Origin of the sequence: Chlorogloeopsis fritschii PCC 6912 (assembly GCF_000317285.1) — a bacterium.
In the GTDB taxonomy this organism is placed as follows: Bacteria; Cyanobacteriota; Cyanobacteriia; order Cyanobacteriales; family Nostocaceae; genus Chlorogloeopsis; species Chlorogloeopsis fritschii.
In genome coordinates this window covers 64,204-78,808 of record NZ_AJLN01000045.1, presented here as the reverse complement: position 1 = coordinate 78,808, position 14,605 = coordinate 64,204, and the positions used below count along the sequence as shown (strand labels likewise).

13 protein-coding genes are annotated in these 14,605 nt (G+C 38.9%); 6 read left to right on the top strand and 7 right to left on the bottom strand.

All coding sequences use genetic code 11. The features are described from left to right. Positions 1 to 110: 110 nt before the first annotated feature. Positions 111 to 2,174, bottom strand: coding sequence for an alpha-L-arabinofuranosidase (locus tag UYC_RS0104820; RefSeq protein WP_127011300.1), 2,064 nt, complete (start codon positions 2,172 to 2,174; stop codon positions 111 to 113). A gap of 1,071 nt (positions 2,175 to 3,245) precedes the next feature. Here UYC_RS0104820 and UYC_RS0104810 point away from each other — a divergent pair. Continuing rightward, positions 3,246 to 4,472 carry a glycosyltransferase gene (locus UYC_RS0104810; protein ID WP_016873515.1) on the top strand — a complete coding sequence of 409 codons (1,227 nt, stop codon included), beginning with the start codon at positions 3,246 to 3,248 and terminating at the stop codon, positions 4,470 to 4,472. A gap of 7 nt (positions 4,473 to 4,479) precedes the next feature. Continuing rightward, on the top strand, positions 4,480 to 5,547 hold the full coding sequence (locus UYC_RS0104805; RefSeq protein ID WP_016873514.1) for an NAD-dependent epimerase/dehydratase family protein: 1,068 nt from the start codon (positions 4,480 to 4,482) through the stop codon (positions 5,545 to 5,547). Between the two features lie 169 nt (positions 5,548 to 5,716). Here UYC_RS0104805 and UYC_RS0104800 read toward each other — a convergent pair whose 3' ends face one another. The 3 genes from UYC_RS0104800 to UYC_RS0104790 all read right to left on the bottom strand — a co-directional run bounded on the left by UYC_RS0104800 (position 5,717) and on the right by UYC_RS0104790 (position 8,136). After that, a complete protein-coding gene (locus UYC_RS0104800) occupies positions 5,717 to 6,871 on the bottom strand; it encodes a glycosyltransferase family 4 protein (protein WP_016879274.1) in 1,155 nt (384 codons plus the stop codon). 332 nt (positions 6,872 to 7,203) lie between these two features. After that, positions 7,204 to 7,857: a glutathione S-transferase family protein gene (locus UYC_RS0104795; RefSeq protein ID WP_016873512.1), complete on the bottom strand. Its 654-nt coding sequence runs from the start codon at positions 7,855 to 7,857 to the stop codon at positions 7,204 to 7,206. A gap of 6 nt (positions 7,858 to 7,863) precedes the next feature. Continuing rightward, positions 7,864 to 8,136, bottom strand: coding sequence for a hypothetical protein (locus tag UYC_RS0104790; protein WP_016873511.1), 273 nt, complete (start codon positions 8,134 to 8,136; stop codon positions 7,864 to 7,866). Positions 8,137 to 8,302: 166 nt separating this feature from the next. Between UYC_RS0104790 and UYC_RS0104785 the strand changes: the two genes are divergently transcribed. The 3 genes from UYC_RS0104785 (at position 8,303) to rnhA (ending at position 11,129) form a co-directional block, all read left to right on the top strand. Further along, positions 8,303 to 9,193 carry a LysR family transcriptional regulator gene (locus UYC_RS0104785; protein WP_016873510.1) on the top strand — a complete coding sequence of 297 codons (891 nt, stop codon included), beginning with the start codon at positions 8,303 to 8,305 and terminating at the stop codon, positions 9,191 to 9,193. A gap of 280 nt (positions 9,194 to 9,473) precedes the next feature. Then, positions 9,474 to 9,917, top strand: a complete 444-nt coding sequence (locus tag UYC_RS0104780) for a protein tyrosine phosphatase family protein (protein ID WP_016873509.1) — start codon at positions 9,474 to 9,476, stop codon at positions 9,915 to 9,917. 297 nt (positions 9,918 to 10,214) lie between these two features. Next, the gene (gene rnhA, locus UYC_RS0104775) at positions 10,215 to 11,129 is read left to right on the top strand and encodes a ribonuclease HI (RefSeq protein WP_016873508.1); all 915 of its coding nucleotides are present in this window, start codon (positions 10,215 to 10,217) and stop codon (positions 11,127 to 11,129) included. Between the two features lie 114 nt (positions 11,130 to 11,243). Here rnhA and cruG read toward each other — a convergent pair whose 3' ends face one another. Further along, complete coding sequence (gene cruG / locus UYC_RS0104770; protein ID WP_016873507.1) at positions 11,244 to 12,458, bottom strand: 2'-O-glycosyltransferase CruG; 1,215 nt, start codon at positions 12,456 to 12,458, stop codon at positions 11,244 to 11,246. A 146-nt stretch (positions 12,459 to 12,604) separates the two neighbouring features. Next, complete coding sequence (gene cruF / locus UYC_RS0104765; RefSeq protein WP_016873506.1) at positions 12,605 to 13,513, bottom strand: gamma-carotene 1'-hydroxylase CruF; 909 nt, start codon at positions 13,511 to 13,513, stop codon at positions 12,605 to 12,607. Positions 13,514 to 13,768: 255 nt separating this feature from the next. On the opposite strand from cruF, the gene UYC_RS0104760 reads away from it, so the two are divergent. Next, complete coding sequence (locus tag UYC_RS0104760; protein WP_016873505.1) at positions 13,769 to 14,215, top strand: hypothetical protein; 447 nt, start codon at positions 13,769 to 13,771, stop codon at positions 14,213 to 14,215. 50 nt (positions 14,216 to 14,265) lie between these two features. On the opposite strand, the gene rpmA is transcribed toward UYC_RS0104760, so the two are convergent. Beyond that, positions 14,266 to 14,541, bottom strand: coding sequence for a 50S ribosomal protein L27 (rpmA, locus tag UYC_RS0104755; RefSeq protein WP_016873504.1), 276 nt, complete (start codon positions 14,539 to 14,541; stop codon positions 14,266 to 14,268). Positions 14,542 to 14,605 lie beyond the last annotated feature (64 nt).

Here is a 14,605-nt window from a genome sequence, read left to right as displayed (position 1 = left end):
AGCTAGAATCTCCTTCCATGTCCTAATTTACTACCAACGGATACGCCGCTGTTGTATATACTGTCTTGTTTTAGTCAGGGAAGCTAGATTCAACAGCGCCATCATCAAAGTTACTGAGTGGTAGTTCTTAGCGAAATTAATGAGGCAGAATACGGAGCAATCTGAAACGAGAAAGAAGATCCGGCATTAGAAATCGTAGTTTGAGCAATATCCGGTGAACCAATTCCTGTTCTGGCAGCCTCATCCTGAGGAATGCCATAGGAGTAGACAGTCGCAGTATTGCTAGGTGAATATTCAGAAATCGAAATATTCGTATTGAAAGCCTCTGTAGGGCTTTTATTGATAATCAGCAATGACAAAGTTCCATTAGTACGCTTCACAGCATAAGCAGAAACAAGTGCGTAGTTACTTTTTACCTTGACTACCCCATCTCCCTGGCGTGCAAATTTAGAGAGCAATTTATATATATAAAAGGTAGGGTAACGCTCATAACCCGTGCTCTGCTGGGAAAGAATGCCGTAACCACCATGCTGACGCCAGCCGTAAAGAGATGCGCTGTTATTTCCGTCAGTCTCTGGGGTTGCCCGCATCAGCCACCATAACAGCCCTTTCAGTTCCGTCTGGAGAGCTTGACCGATGCTATCTGCCAAAAACAAACCGTTGACAAGACTTGTTGCTTGCTTTCCTGTCGGTGGACTCCAAACAGAATTATGCTCTGTTGCTACAATTTCCACTCCGTCGCCAGCAGTACCAAGGTAGTCAGAAAGCATTGCTCGCAAGTTTGCTATGTCTACTGTCCAGCTCTGCGCCGATTGGAGAAGAGTAGCATCATTTTCCTGACCTGGGCCATGAATGTACTTATGGTAAATGACAAAGTCAGGTGTAACATCTAAACTTTTTAACGTTGAAAGCATTACTGGAGTCCATCCATTATGGATTTGACCAGTCCTTGAGTTTGTAGCTGGATGATCGGTGTAGTTTGCGTAGCTATCCTCACCAGTTGTTACTACAACCCCAACTTTTATTGTTGGGTCTTGTGCCTTCATCTTAGATATATAATTCTTGGCTTTGACTGCATAGGTATAGGGATCGTGCGATCGCTCGTTTGTGTCATACTCCCAACTTCCATATGACTCATTACCTATTTCCCAATATTTGAAGCCATAACCCTTCGTTTTATTAGAATACCTAACCCACTTAGCTGCTTCAGCCGAGGTACCACTACCGTAATTAACGGTGATAAAGGCTTGATTACCAGCCTCAATGGCTCCTTTTGCAAATTTATCAAAAGGAAGAGGTTGAGTTGTAGTTTCATCTTTTTCTAGTGTCGTACTGTTTGACCAGTGGTAAATGTCAGAAAGTGAGCCTCCAGGAAAACGCAGTATTTTATTATCAATTTCTTTCAGCAGGCTGGTATTGTCAGAACTAGTAAATGATGACTCCCATGCCCCTGAATTCAAACCAAAGAGGCGGTTATCAACTTTTTGCAAGATTTGCGATCCATCTACATTAATATCTACTACCGAAGGAGCCTCTACCGCTGTAAGTGAAATATTATCTAGGTAATAAGTTGAACTAGAGGTGCCACTTACATCTTTGATATAGAAACCATCTAGATCGGGTTTATCTGCAACACCTAATTTACTCAGCGAAATTGTAACTTCTTGCCAAACCCCAGGTAAAAGAGGTGAAAGTTCATAAGATGCTTGACCTTTTCCGCTGAGAATACCTCCAACTAGAAGGCGCTGCCCTCCTACAGATCCACCATGAATCCAGAAAGTAAGTGCAGTATAACCACTAGTATCAAAGGCAGCGTGATGGAGATGGATACCTTCGTATGGAGCAGCAGTAATGCTAATAGAATTATTTCCATTATGAACAATACTAGTGTCGCTATAGTCACGGTTTGCCCAACCGTAGTCAACCCAGCCATTTACAAGTGAATCGTTGTAGATCTCTAGATTAGGTGGTATGCTAGCCGCCCTAGTAGGGAGAAAGAAGGCATGACAATTCAGAAAGAGAGCGTAACAACTCAGAGTAATTAGAAAAGTTCTACTACCTTTGCAAAAAGACTTCCAGAATCTGTTTTTAACTAGGTTAATCTTCCGATTTGAGCTACGTAAAGTCTTGACTTTCTTACCTAAGAACAAGCTTTTATTTCTTCGTGATTTCACGAAGAGTTCAACCCATTTTGTTAATTTCATAAAAAAAGAAAAATAACTTAGAGTTGGGCTAGGCTAAGTTTTTAAGGTTTTAAAAATTGTGTAATTCAGAATCGAAGATAAATTAAAAGTTCCTAAGCAAAAAATTAGTGAAAAATAATTCGCTGATAAACACGTATTGAAGAGTAGCCTTGCACAACTTAATTGCAAGACAAACTTAATGCCGCTTCTCACATATCACCAAGGGAAAGAACACGGTAATTATGTGATTTTTATTTTCGGTTTTTATTTAATTGTGAAAATATTATGTAATGAATTTTACTTAAAAGATTTGCTTTTTTGGGTTTTTACGTTATTTAATTTACAAATCCGCCAGCGTATTTATACTTAATTATTTTTAAAAATTTTGTGTTTTGTTTTTTATTTATGACTGTAATAATACGTAAGATTACACTGCGATCCAGTTTTAGTTATATTTATATTTTTCACCTCCTTTGCTAAAAATTGAATTACTCAAGATGTAAAAGCCATTGAAAGTGGCTTCCTTAGGTAGGGAAGCGGGTAACGCACCGCCTGTGCGCCTGCTATGAATAAAATCGCAGTACTTTTATTACTGTATGATTATATAGTTTATAAAATAAACAGTCTTGCCAAGCTGGAATAAGTTTGATAAATTCTACTGTGATTGCTCAAAAACTTTTGATTCAAAAACAAACACAAAAATTAATTGAGTTATAGACATACACTGCCTGAAGCTCAAGAAGCTATAGCACTAAAGCTAGAGCACAAGGAGTTATGAGTTTACAAGAATCCGGTGAAAGCTTTTATAGGAATCAACTAGGTTAATCCCTGTTAAATAAATTTCAATACGCTATAAAAGCACTTGTTTATAATTCCCCTTCTTTGCTAAAATTAATGCGCAAGTTTTGGCAGGCTCAATTAATAAGATAGAAGTTATTTTTGCTCATGGACTGACTTTGGGCTTACTCTCAATCACAGCATGGTTTGAACCAAGTTATACCGCCCCTTCAAAAATTCTTCATAATGATCGGTTCGTGAGTCTGAAGAAAGAGGAGATTAATTTTGACACAATACAATATTGTCATCGTTACCATTGCTGATTTACCTGAAGGCGGTGGGAATACATCGCGCTTAAAAACATTAGTTGATGCTCTAATTCAGGCTGGGAACAAGGTAACCATATTGAATCAGCACGCCCTTGGTATTACTCCTGAATCAGTGCAAAAGTCTGAAGGGCAAATCAGTGGTGCACCATATTACTACGTATTGAATACAACAAAAAGAACTTCGGGATTTGCATCCATTGGTATTAAAATTCGTGCAGTTATAGCGATCGCCAAAAAGCTAATTGAGTATCACAAAAAGAAAGAAATTGATGTACTTTGGTTTAATCATCTGTCTTTTTATGATGTTTATTCATTGACTTTGCTGGCTAGATATCTAAACATCCCTACAATTCAATCTTATGAAGATGAACGCCTAGAGCGTGTATCTTCTGAAAAAATATCAATATCAACACGTATATTTGCAGTAAATTCTGCACTTGGCGATCAATATTGCCCTCAATTAGCTGATGGGATTGTAGTCATATCAAATTACCTGAAGTCGAAATATGACAAGTTGAGTAAAAATCCGGATAAAGTTTACATAGTGCCAACAATCATTGATTGCGAACAGTGGGGATGCTCAGAGGAAGAAGATACTGCAGTCCCCACTATTTTATATGCAGGCGCTTTTAATGAACAGGATGAAATAGAAAATTTGATTGAAGCTTTTGCAGTCTTAATTTCCAAGGGTTACGATTTTCGTGTCGTCATGCTAGGAGGAAATGAACGACATTCAGACCGAATGGCTAAAGTATATGAAAAAATTGATAAACTTGGGCTTTCTTCTATAGTTGACATCAAAGGTTTTGTACCACTAGCAGAAGTAAAAGCACAAGTCTGTAAATCAAATATTCTGATCAATATTCGTCGTGATGGTGTATATAGTCGCTCAGGATTGTCTACGAAGCTATCTGAATATCTTGCTTCTGGACGTATGGTGATTTCTTCAGATCTTGGCGATGTGAGCCAGTATCTATCCAATGGTAAAAGTGCTTTGTTAGTGCCCTCAACAGTAACTGTAGATGAAATTTATCAAGCCCTTTCTCAAGGACTTCAGTCTAGTGATTTAAGACGTAAAATAGGTGCAGATGGGAGAGATGTTGCCAAACGTTATTTTGATGTTTGTGTAGCTAAGGTAAAACTCCAAGCTATTCTTGACAAAGTTTTGACAGAAAGTAAATAGGGGAATTATGGGTGTAGCTTTAATAACAGGTTCAGCAGGTTTAATTGGTTCTGAAGCAGTAAGATTTTTTTCTAAAATTGGCATGGAAGTTGTCGGAATTGACAACGATATGCGAAAGTTTTTTTTTGGTGAAGAAGCTTCAACTGATTGGAATCGCAATCGGTTAATAGCAGAAATATCAAACTACCAACACTACAATGTAGATATTCGAGATTATTCTAAATTAAAAGAAATTTTTGAGCGATTTCAAAAAGATTTGTCTCTAATAATTCATACAGCAGCACAGCCCTCTCACGATTGGGCAGCACGCGATCCATTTACAGATTTTTCAGTTAATGCCAATGGTACGCTGAATTTATTACAGGCAACACGCGAATACTGTCCAGAAGCTACCTTTATATTCACATCTACAAATAAAGTGTATGGTGACTTACCAAATTACCTTCCTTTAGTAGAGTTGGAGAAGCGTTGGGAGATTGAGGCATCTCACAAATATCATCAGGGTATTTCTGAAGATATGAGTATTGATCAAAGCAAGCACTCACTCTTTGGCGCTTCTAAAGTTGCTGCTGATGTACTCGTACAAGAGTATGGTCGCTATTTTGATATGAAAACGGTATCTTTTCGAGGAGGATGTCTGACTGGGCCAAATCATTCAGGAACCCAACTACATGGCTTCCTCGCTTACCTAATGAAATGTACCATGACGGGAATACCCTATACAATTTTTGGTTATAAAGGTAAGCAAGTTCGCGACAACATTCACTCTTGCGATCTGATTAATGCTTTTTACGAATTCTACAAAAATCCAGGTATTGCTGAAGTTTACAACATCGGAGGCGGTCGTGAAAGTAACTGCTCTATGTTAGAAGCTATTGAATTATGCCAAGAAATTACAGGCAAAGAATTGAATTACTCGCTTGATGAAACTAATCGTAGTGGCGATCATATCTGGTATATCAGCGATCTGTCTAAATTCAAAGCAAAATATCCAAATTGGGCAATTACCTATGATGTTCCGCGAATTTTGCAGGAGATATATGAGCAGAATACAGAGCGATGGGTAGCAAAATAGAAATTTTTCAGAATTTCTTTCAAAATTGAATGATGTTTATTGCTGATACTGAATGTCAAGAATAGAGCTACCTGCCTTGGCTCTGCTAAAAAACTAATAGCTCTTGATAGTGATATCAAGAGCTTAGTGAAAATTTGACCATTGAAAAAATGAATTTGTATTATTGATGTCACATCACTTCGAGTAGTAGTTTTTTGACAGTTTGTCCAGCTATTGACCAATTAAGACGTGACTGATATTCATTAAATGAGGATAGAGCTAAATCTTTATAAAGAGAGTAATCAGAAAACAAACTATAAATATATGCACAGTATTCTGAAATACCAGTACTGTTTGGAAAAATCTTTCCATTCAAATCATCTTTGATAATTGTTGGTATTCCACCAACATCTGTTGAAAGACAAGGAACACCGAAAGAATTTGCTTCACAAAAAACAATTGGGCTACAATCTGCTACAGAAGGTAGAATTAAAAAGTGAGATTCAGCTAAAAGTTTATTTATTGTTCTTAGCCCTTCGCTACTAGATTTCTTGATAAATCCCAAAGGTTTAACAAAGTTAGGAAAAGGTTCTTTTATAATAGGTTGACATCCAACTACTGTTAACTCAGTGTTCAAGCCCATATCGTTTAACTTTTGAGCTACCTCAAAAGCTATATTTCCTCCTTTTCTGTACCAATCAACTCCTAAAAATAAAAGTCTACAAGTATTTGCAGGTCTTGAATAAACTATTACCTTAATATCTTGCCAATTCCTGTTATATTCAATATTGGCTCCAAAAGGAACAACTTTTACCTTAGATGCTTCTACTCCATAATATTTAACAGCCGTTTCAGCGGCCCAATCAGATGAATAGATAGCTAATCTACACCTCTCTAGTGCAGATGCTTCCATTGCATCTCCATTTCTGATAGTTTCTGGAGATAGATTAGTAAACTCAGGATAGAAATTTACTAATCCTCTAAAAGTGACATCCGTCCAAAAAATAATCGGTTGCTGGCACTCAAGATAAGCAATTGGAATCGTACCAGGACTAAATACTATATCTGAGTCAAGGTGAGATAATTTGCTAGAAACTTGACGTGCGTAACTTTTTAATATCACAGGATCTCTGTCACGCAAGTACTTTTTAGCAAGTGATTTTTTAGATAAATAGTTGGAGATATGTTGTTTAGTCTTCAAAAGTAATGAATATTTCTCTCTTAGAGAACCAATATAATTCAGTTCTATAGATTGTTCTATCAGAGAGCGAGCCATATGATGAGCAGTCCCTGACCAGTTCTTTATGTTTTTAGCATCGTAAGTAGTTACATAAGCTATTCTCATAACTGAGGGCATAACATAGGAAGATTTTCTGCTAATAAATCTTCAACCTATTATATACAAAATACATATATGTTTGTTATCTTTTATTTACAGTTATTTTCAGATAAATAAGCGAGACAATACTGTAGGGGGCGAGTTTAGTGCATATTTTCTCGACTTGAGCTAGAGATTGAAGCAAAACCCACTCCTACAAAAATTGTAGTTCAAACAATTAAAATTTGCTGTAAGAAAAGACAATCAAGAATCTGTGTTATGATATGGTGATGCGCTAAATGATTATCAATTAGAAAATTTGGTGCTCGCGAGTAACTATCTCTAAAGACAGTCATCTTTTAAAACTCATAAGCTGCAATCACTTCTTGCTCAGTTTCAGCAGCTTTAATCCACTCCTGCAATGCTGGCAACTTCAAAATAGTTTCTACATAATTTCTGGCAATATCATCTAATTGCACATCATAGATGACAAACCTTAAAACAACAGGGGCAAACATAGCATCAGCAATTGTGAATTTGCCAAACAACATATCACCACCAGCACCAAATTTTTGGCGGCATTCTTGCCAAATTGTAGTAATACGATCAATATCTTTTTGCACGCCTATTGCCATACCTTTGCCAGGAAGTTTAGCACGGCAGTTCATTGGCATATTTTGACGTAAAGTTTGAAAACCTGAGTGCATTTCGGCAGAGATAGAACGGGCGATCGCTCTTGCAGATTTATCTTTTGGCCACCAATGCAGATGCGGATATTCTTCAGCTAGATATTCACAAATAGCTAGCGAATCCCATATTGCTAAAGAACCATGTAACAAAACAGGTACTTTGCCTGAAGGAGAGTATTGGCTAATTTTCGAGACTGATTCTGTTGTGTACAGGGGAATGCAAATTTCATGAAATTCTAAGCCAAATTGCTTCATCGCTAACCAAGAACGCAGCGACCAAGAAGAGTAATTCTTATTACCAATTACAAGAGATAAATCTGACATTTTTGATTACCTATAAAGCTGTTCTATCCATGCACGTATATCAGATTCAGAACCTGAAGTGAAAGACTTTCCAGTAATAGGGTCGTATGCTCGCCAATAAATATTACCATTCCGATCTACCTTTTGCCAAACTTGTAATTCCTGACTTTCTCGCAAAAATTTTCCTATTTTTTGGCAAAAAACACCCAAAAACTTCCATAAAATTGAGATGCTGCTGTGGCTAAATTTTAACTGCAATTCTGTATCGTTTGATTGTATGCACATTCCATTATTTTTCATAGAATTCTGCTGGAAATTTCATCAACAATCAAAACTGTAACAATGCCTGAGTGAACAATCAAATCATGGCTTGTATATTTTCTATAAATGCGGTTTATGGACAGCAAAAATTATTGATACAATCTTGGGTGGGAAAATTAAGTTAGCATCTGTATAGAAAATACTCATGAAACTCTCCCAGATTCGAGCCTTAGTTGCAGTGGCAGAGTATGGTAACTTTAGTGAGGCGGCTGGTGAATTACAGCTTTCCCAACCAGCGATAAGTCATGCTATTGCTACCTTGGAAGAAGAATTAGGCGTACCTTTATTCGCTAGAGGCCGTTATGGCGCAATATTAACACCAGCAGGAGAACGGATTTTATTTTATGCCCGTCAAGCTATGCAAAATCTGGAGATGATCCAGCAACAAGCAAATCTGCATAGAGGTTTACATGGCGGATTTGTGCGAATTGCTTCTTTTCGCAGCGTTGCTACCCATTTACTACCAACAGCGATCGCTAAATTTAACCATCAATTTCCAGAAATTGCTGTAACTATCATAGAACGGCTTTCCTATATAGATGTCGAACAGTCTTTGCGTGAAGGGCGTGCCGATATTGGCATTACTTATCTACCTACTAGCGATGAATTTGAAGCATGGGAAATTGTACGAGATGAATATGTAGCTTTATTACCACCCAATGCCGAAATTAAGAATTCACAAATTACCTGGGAAGATTTAAGTATTTATTCACCAGTTATGCTTGCCTGTTTACCCTGTGGACGTCCTTTACACGACCATATAAAAAAATTAGCACCCTTTTTGAATACTGCTAGCGACATTCAGGAAGACTCCACTATTGTCAGCATGGTTAATCAGGGACTTACTGCGGCTATTCTTCCTCGTTTAGCAGCTATACCAATTCCCCCAGGAGTGCAAGTATACAATTTGCCAGTACAGTTAGAAAGAGTTATGGCTGCTGCAATTTTATCTAATGCTCTCCATGTTCCTGCGGTTTTCAAATTTGTAGAAATGTTAAAAAAATTTGATTTTCAAAGTTTAGCTCAACTGGCTTGATTTAATCTTTATTTGTGTAGAAATTGTCAGTAATGTGTTTGAGGGATATTGTACCCTAATTTAGGCAAAAACTTAGTCGTTTTTTCAAGCTAGATAGCAGATGGCAGAAGGTGAAAAGCTTTTACTATCTAATTTCTGGTCTTAAATATCTGACATTTAATTATGTCCAACTACTTGTAAGTTTTATTGCTCTCCCCGACAGTATTAATTGTGTTAACAATCTAGACTTTGTTGTAGAAAAATAATTACTCGCTCCTACAAAAAAATGCCCCATAACTGTATGGACAATATCTATAACTTTTTGCAAATATCTGAATTGATTGCTACCTCAGGACAACCAACTAAAGAAGAATTTGCACTCATCAAAGAAGCAGGATATCAATTAGTTGTGAATTTAGCACTTCCAGAATCTCCTAATGCTGTTCCTGATGAGAAACAAATTGTAGAATCTCAAGGCATGGAATATGTTCATATCCCTGTAGTTTGGGATAAACCTAACCTTGAGAATGTGAAAGACTTTTTTAGAGTTATGGAAACGAATGCTGATAAAAGAGTGTTTGTTCACTGTGCTGCTAACAAGAGAGTTTCTGCTTTTATGTATCTTTATCGTCACTTGCATGAAGGGATAAATGATGAAGAGGCGAAGAAAGATTTACATCAAATTTGGACTCCCAATGAAATTTGGCAAAGATTTATCGAACAGGTAATTGACTATTGTAAGTAGATTTGTACAAATAAAGTTAACTAGTAAAGGTCGTCATTAGTCATTGGTCATTAGTTATTAGTAATAATTCCAATCACTTTACATTCCTTAACGTAATTTGCTTTTATTCTTGCGTACTGACTTAGAGAAGGCAAATTGTAATAGGTGCTTGCTTGTTCTACCCTGATCTACCTTTGTTGTAAATTTAGATATAAGTACTATTGCAATTGTGCTAACCTTAGTTATCTTTCGTATATTTTGTTGCTAATTTACTTTTAATTGGCATAAATTGTGCTTTTGCGATTAAATCAGTCAATTATGTCTTCTGTTCCCACTATCGAAAGTATATATACTGATGGCGCTTGCACCGGCAATCCAGGGCCAGGCGGTTGGGGTATTGTTGTCTACTTCGGTGATGGCTCTATTCATGAAATAGGCGATGCAGCCAAGCAAACCACCAATAACAGAATGGAAATGCAAGCTGCGATCGCGGCTTTAGAATTTCTCAAAGCATCGGGACAAAGCCAACCAATTACCCTCTACACTGACAGCGAGTATCTGATTAATTGCGTTACTAAATGGGTAAAAACCTGGAAAAGAAAAGGCTGGAAAAAGGCAGACGGGAAGCCGGTTCTCAATCAAGATTTACTAGAAATTCTCGATCAACTCAACACTCGCCAAGTAAAATGGCAACACGTCCGGGGACATGCAGGTAATGAAGGTAACGAACGCTGCGATGCGATCGCTCGTGCCTTTGCTTGTGGTAAAACTCCATTACTCAAACAAATTACCGAAACTACTTCCTCTGACGCACTTTCACAGATACAAAAAAAAGAAGTTGCGGTAGCAAGTTTATCTGATTCTAGTGACGAATTAATGATAATGAACCAAAATACACAAGATATCAGTTCTCTTGCACCCGATACAAACATGATTGAAACTTCTCATACCTCAGCTGCCCTTAACAACGAGGAATTACCACGTGAAATGAGGGTAATTCAACTCCGTAATTTAGTTGAAACTCTGCGAATTGCCGACGAAATTGCCGAAAAAGGTTACCTAATTACCAGTTCTGAATTAGCAGATCTAATGGATGTTCACGCTAGCGCTGTTACCAGTCGTGGCGATCAATGGCGCTGGCGTAACTGGATTGTCTCGCGGGTACGCCGAGAAGGCAATCAAATTCTTTGGGAACTAGAACGCGGCGATCGCATTAATGAAGGAGATGAGTAAAAGAGAGGAAGAGTGGGGCAGAAGAAGAGTGGAGCAGTGGAGGAGTGGGGGAGTGGGAAAATTCTTCTCCTTGTCCCCCTATTCCCTATCACCTATCACCTATCCCCTGTCCCCTCAGCTATACTCTCTTCCTCGCCATTTCCGGGGTGTGCGAAACGCAGACAAAAAGATACGCAGCACTGCTAGCGGATCTGCCAAAGGAGAAAGCCAAAATAGCCAACCGCCTTTGGCGAGTGTGCGATCGTAGCTGGGTGCGATCGCAAAAAGCATTGCAAAGCGAATTACCAGCAGAAATAAATTCAGCCCTAGTAATAACAAAAGGGGAGAGAGGAGGAGAGTAGGGGCAGTGCCTTGGGAGCGCCAAAGAGTAAGAGAAAAGCAGAAAAAACTAAGTACAATGGGTAAGGGTAAACCTTGAACTGCCGAGAGTAGCCACAAATCTCCCCATAATAGGGAACGGGAGGAAGCATCTTTCAAGTCAAGGCTTCGTCCCCACTCTGTCCAAGTCTCTTTAGCACCTTCATACATTCGCACCTTCAAAACTTTTGCCCCATTTAAAAAACCCACTTTAAAACCAGAAGCGGCTATGTGGCGTGCCAAGGTAACATCATCGCAAAAAGAACTTTTAGCGCTGGTATAACCATTGACATTAACTAGAACAGAACGACGGCATAAAAAGCACTGTCCGTTAGCCATCACCCGCTCTGCTTGCTCAGTATTAATACCAGCAGGATCAAAACGATAAAGTAGCGTCATTAACAACGCAGGTTGTAACCAACACTCTCCTGGATACTTGAGAATAAACTGGGGCGAAAGAGAAATAAGGTCATATCCTTCAGCTACTGCTGTCTTTACTAAACCTGCAACTAAGCCAGGTGATGGCTGGGTATCGGCATCCATACCCAAAAACCATTCACTTGCCTCTGAACTGTACAAAAAGCCGTTATGTAATGCCCAAGGACGCCCTACCCAATTAGCTGGCAAGGGATCGTCGGTTATTAAGCGAAAGCGGGGATCTTGTTTTTGTGCGGCTTTTACCAAGTCAGGGGTACCGTCTTGAGAGTTGCTGTCTACAACAATAATTTCCCGAACTTCATAGCTTTGCTGACTTAAACCAGTTAAGAGGGGATTAATCCGAAGAGCTTCGTTCAAAGTAGGAACAACTACACTCACACTACCCAAAAGTTCTGGTGTTGGGTGTTGGGGTGTAATGGGAGGATGGCGCAAAGGCCCTTTAAAGAGGCGCGACAGTAAAATGGCCGTTGCTGGGACTTGTATGAGTAATAAAAAAAGCGAAAAGGCGCTTACTATTGTTAACCAACCGATCACTTGTAAAAATGCTGAAGGATGTATAACTAAAACTGCTGTCTATCTGGGCAATTGCAGTTGTATGAACTTGCCTCAATGATGGAAGATGCTAAATATTTAAAGACGCGATTAATTAAATCTTGATCGCGTCTAATAGGTAATTTGGTTTATTTGAGAGCAACTCTTACCTGAGCTGCTTGCATCTCTTTGGTTGTCGATTCCAAAGCCGCTGGTGTAGATGTAGTTTGAGCTTTCCACCACAACAGCACCGCAGGAGTTGTACCAAGTAGCAAACCAAGTAACACGGGGATAGAGAATCCAGCAGCCAAGCTCATGACAGTAGCAAAGGCAAAGTTGCTCAAGTAAACAATCAAGGGTAGATTGAGTTGCCATCCCTGTAAATGAATTGGTGTATTTCTCCACAACAGTGCAGCCACCGTCATAAACACACAACCAGTACCCAACCATCCCACAAAGTTTTGGTAAGGCATCCCAAAGAAAGCTCCTGGCTGGTGCCAATACCAAAATGGTAAAGCAGTTTGGCTCATTGCCGGATCAAGCACAAAGTCCCAAGAGGTTAGCAACAAAGCACCCAAAGCCACAGCACCTGCATGACGCAGTAAGCTGGGTTTTTTATCTACTTCTAAACCAGCACGCGCCAACAAGTAAGAAGCACATCCCAAATAGAACCACGACAAGGGAATAGTAAATGGTACTAAGCCTGCTATTTTATAGCCCAAGCCACTTAAGTAAGTGTAATGACCGAAAGGAAATCCAGTACTAGTTCCTAATAATTCACTGGTTAAAGAAATAAATATTGCGGGCAGCATAAAAGCCAGCCACAAACGCAACCCCAATGTTCTATAAGCATATAAAGCAACAGCTGCGGTTCCCAAAATCATATAAACTACGCCACCTCCAGCCATACTCCATTGCATGGCGGTTTGTCCTACCTCGGATAAGCTCATAATGAGTTCGGGATGAGGAACGACCAGTAAGATGCCTACTAGTCCAAACACCATTGACACAATATGACCAATCAGGCACACGCGTTCAGCTATAACAAGTTGTTTCATGATATTTCCTTAACAAGACGTGACACGCGGCTACATAACTGCTAACAGTTTACAAATGTTTAAGAAAATATTTAAGTTGTTTTGCCAAAATTCTCTATGAAATTCTTAATCCCTAGTTGTATTTAGCACAGTTAAAAAGACCACTTATCATAGATGCTAAGAGAAAGTTGAACACAAGCAATTCTCAAAGCGTGGTAATTTAGCCACTATTAAACTGTGGAATCGTAGCTTGACCTAGTACTGGGAAAATAACTCATGTCTATTTTGAAAAAACTTCCCTGGCTTTCCCTGATACTACTGCTGCTTACCTTTATTTCCTTGGGCTGGGTGTTATCTGCTACAAATCCTCCACATTTTATCTGGGTGCTGGTTGCGATCGCTATCTTATTTTTAGTGGCAAGCTTAACCAGTCCTTTGGCAAGGATAGCAGACTATTCTGTTAATTTATTTACATCAAACCTTAGATCCTTTAGTGTTACCGTATTAGCGGCTTTCCTGTTCTTTCTTGTTTTTGCCCGCTTTCGATTGTTTCTTGATATTTTGGTGATTCTTGCTGCTTTAATGTTGGTGAGAATAGATTTCCAAGCAGCAGGATTTAGAGAAGTACAAGCTTTTTGTATTACAAGTATTTTTTCTCTAGCAGGTTTAGCTATGGGTGCTTTTGTGGAACGAATAATGTTCCAATACAATATCTATGGCTGAATCATCAAGCAGGGTAGCAGCAATGCCTACCCTGCTGAAGATTCTGGTACTTAAGAAGCAGCAACTTCAGCAGCAACTGGATAAACGCTAACTTTTTTACGGGTTTTGCCCTTGCGTTCAAAAGTTACTACACCATCAACTAAAGCGAACAAAGTGTCATCGCTACCAATACCGACGTTGTTGCCAGGGTGAAATTTAGTACCCCGTTGTCTAACGAGAATATTGCCCGCGCGCACAACCTGTCCGCCATAACGCTTCACACCCAATCGTTGGGCATTAGAATCACGACCGTTGCGTGTACTACCTGTTCCTTTCTTATGAGCCATAATTTCCTCTTTTTAGATAATGTGAATAGTTAGTGGTTAGTGGTTAGTAGATAGTAGTTAGTAG

Excerpts from the sequence above, each read along its gene's own strand:
- UYC_RS0104805 (WP_016873514.1), top strand. The coding sequence starts at position 4,480 with ATGGGTGTAGCTTTAATAACAGGTTCAGCAGGTTTAATTGGTTCTGAA.
- UYC_RS0104800 (WP_016879274.1), bottom strand. The coding sequence starts at position 6,871 with ATGAGAATAGCTTATGTAACTACTTACGATGCTAAAAACATAAAGAAC.
- UYC_RS0104795 (WP_016873512.1), bottom strand. The coding sequence starts at position 7,857 with ATGTCAGATTTATCTCTTGTAATTGGTAATAAGAATTACTCTTCTTGG.
- UYC_RS0104790 (WP_016873511.1), bottom strand. The coding sequence starts at position 8,136 with ATGAAAAATAATGGAATGTGCATACAATCAAACGATACAGAATTGCAG.
- UYC_RS0104785 (WP_016873510.1), top strand. The coding sequence starts at position 8,303 with ATGAAACTCTCCCAGATTCGAGCCTTAGTTGCAGTGGCAGAGTATGGT.
- UYC_RS0104780 (WP_016873509.1), top strand. The coding sequence starts at position 9,474 with ATGGACAATATCTATAACTTTTTGCAAATATCTGAATTGATTGCTACC.
- rnhA (WP_016873508.1), top strand. The coding sequence starts at position 10,215 with ATGTCTTCTGTTCCCACTATCGAAAGTATATATACTGATGGCGCTTGC.
- cruF (WP_016873506.1), bottom strand. The coding sequence starts at position 13,513 with ATGAAACAACTTGTTATAGCTGAACGCGTGTGCCTGATTGGTCATATT.
- UYC_RS0104760 (WP_016873505.1), top strand. The coding sequence starts at position 13,769 with ATGTCTATTTTGAAAAAACTTCCCTGGCTTTCCCTGATACTACTGCTG.
- rpmA (WP_016873504.1), bottom strand. The coding sequence starts at position 14,541 with ATGGCTCATAAGAAAGGAACAGGTAGTACACGCAACGGTCGTGATTCT.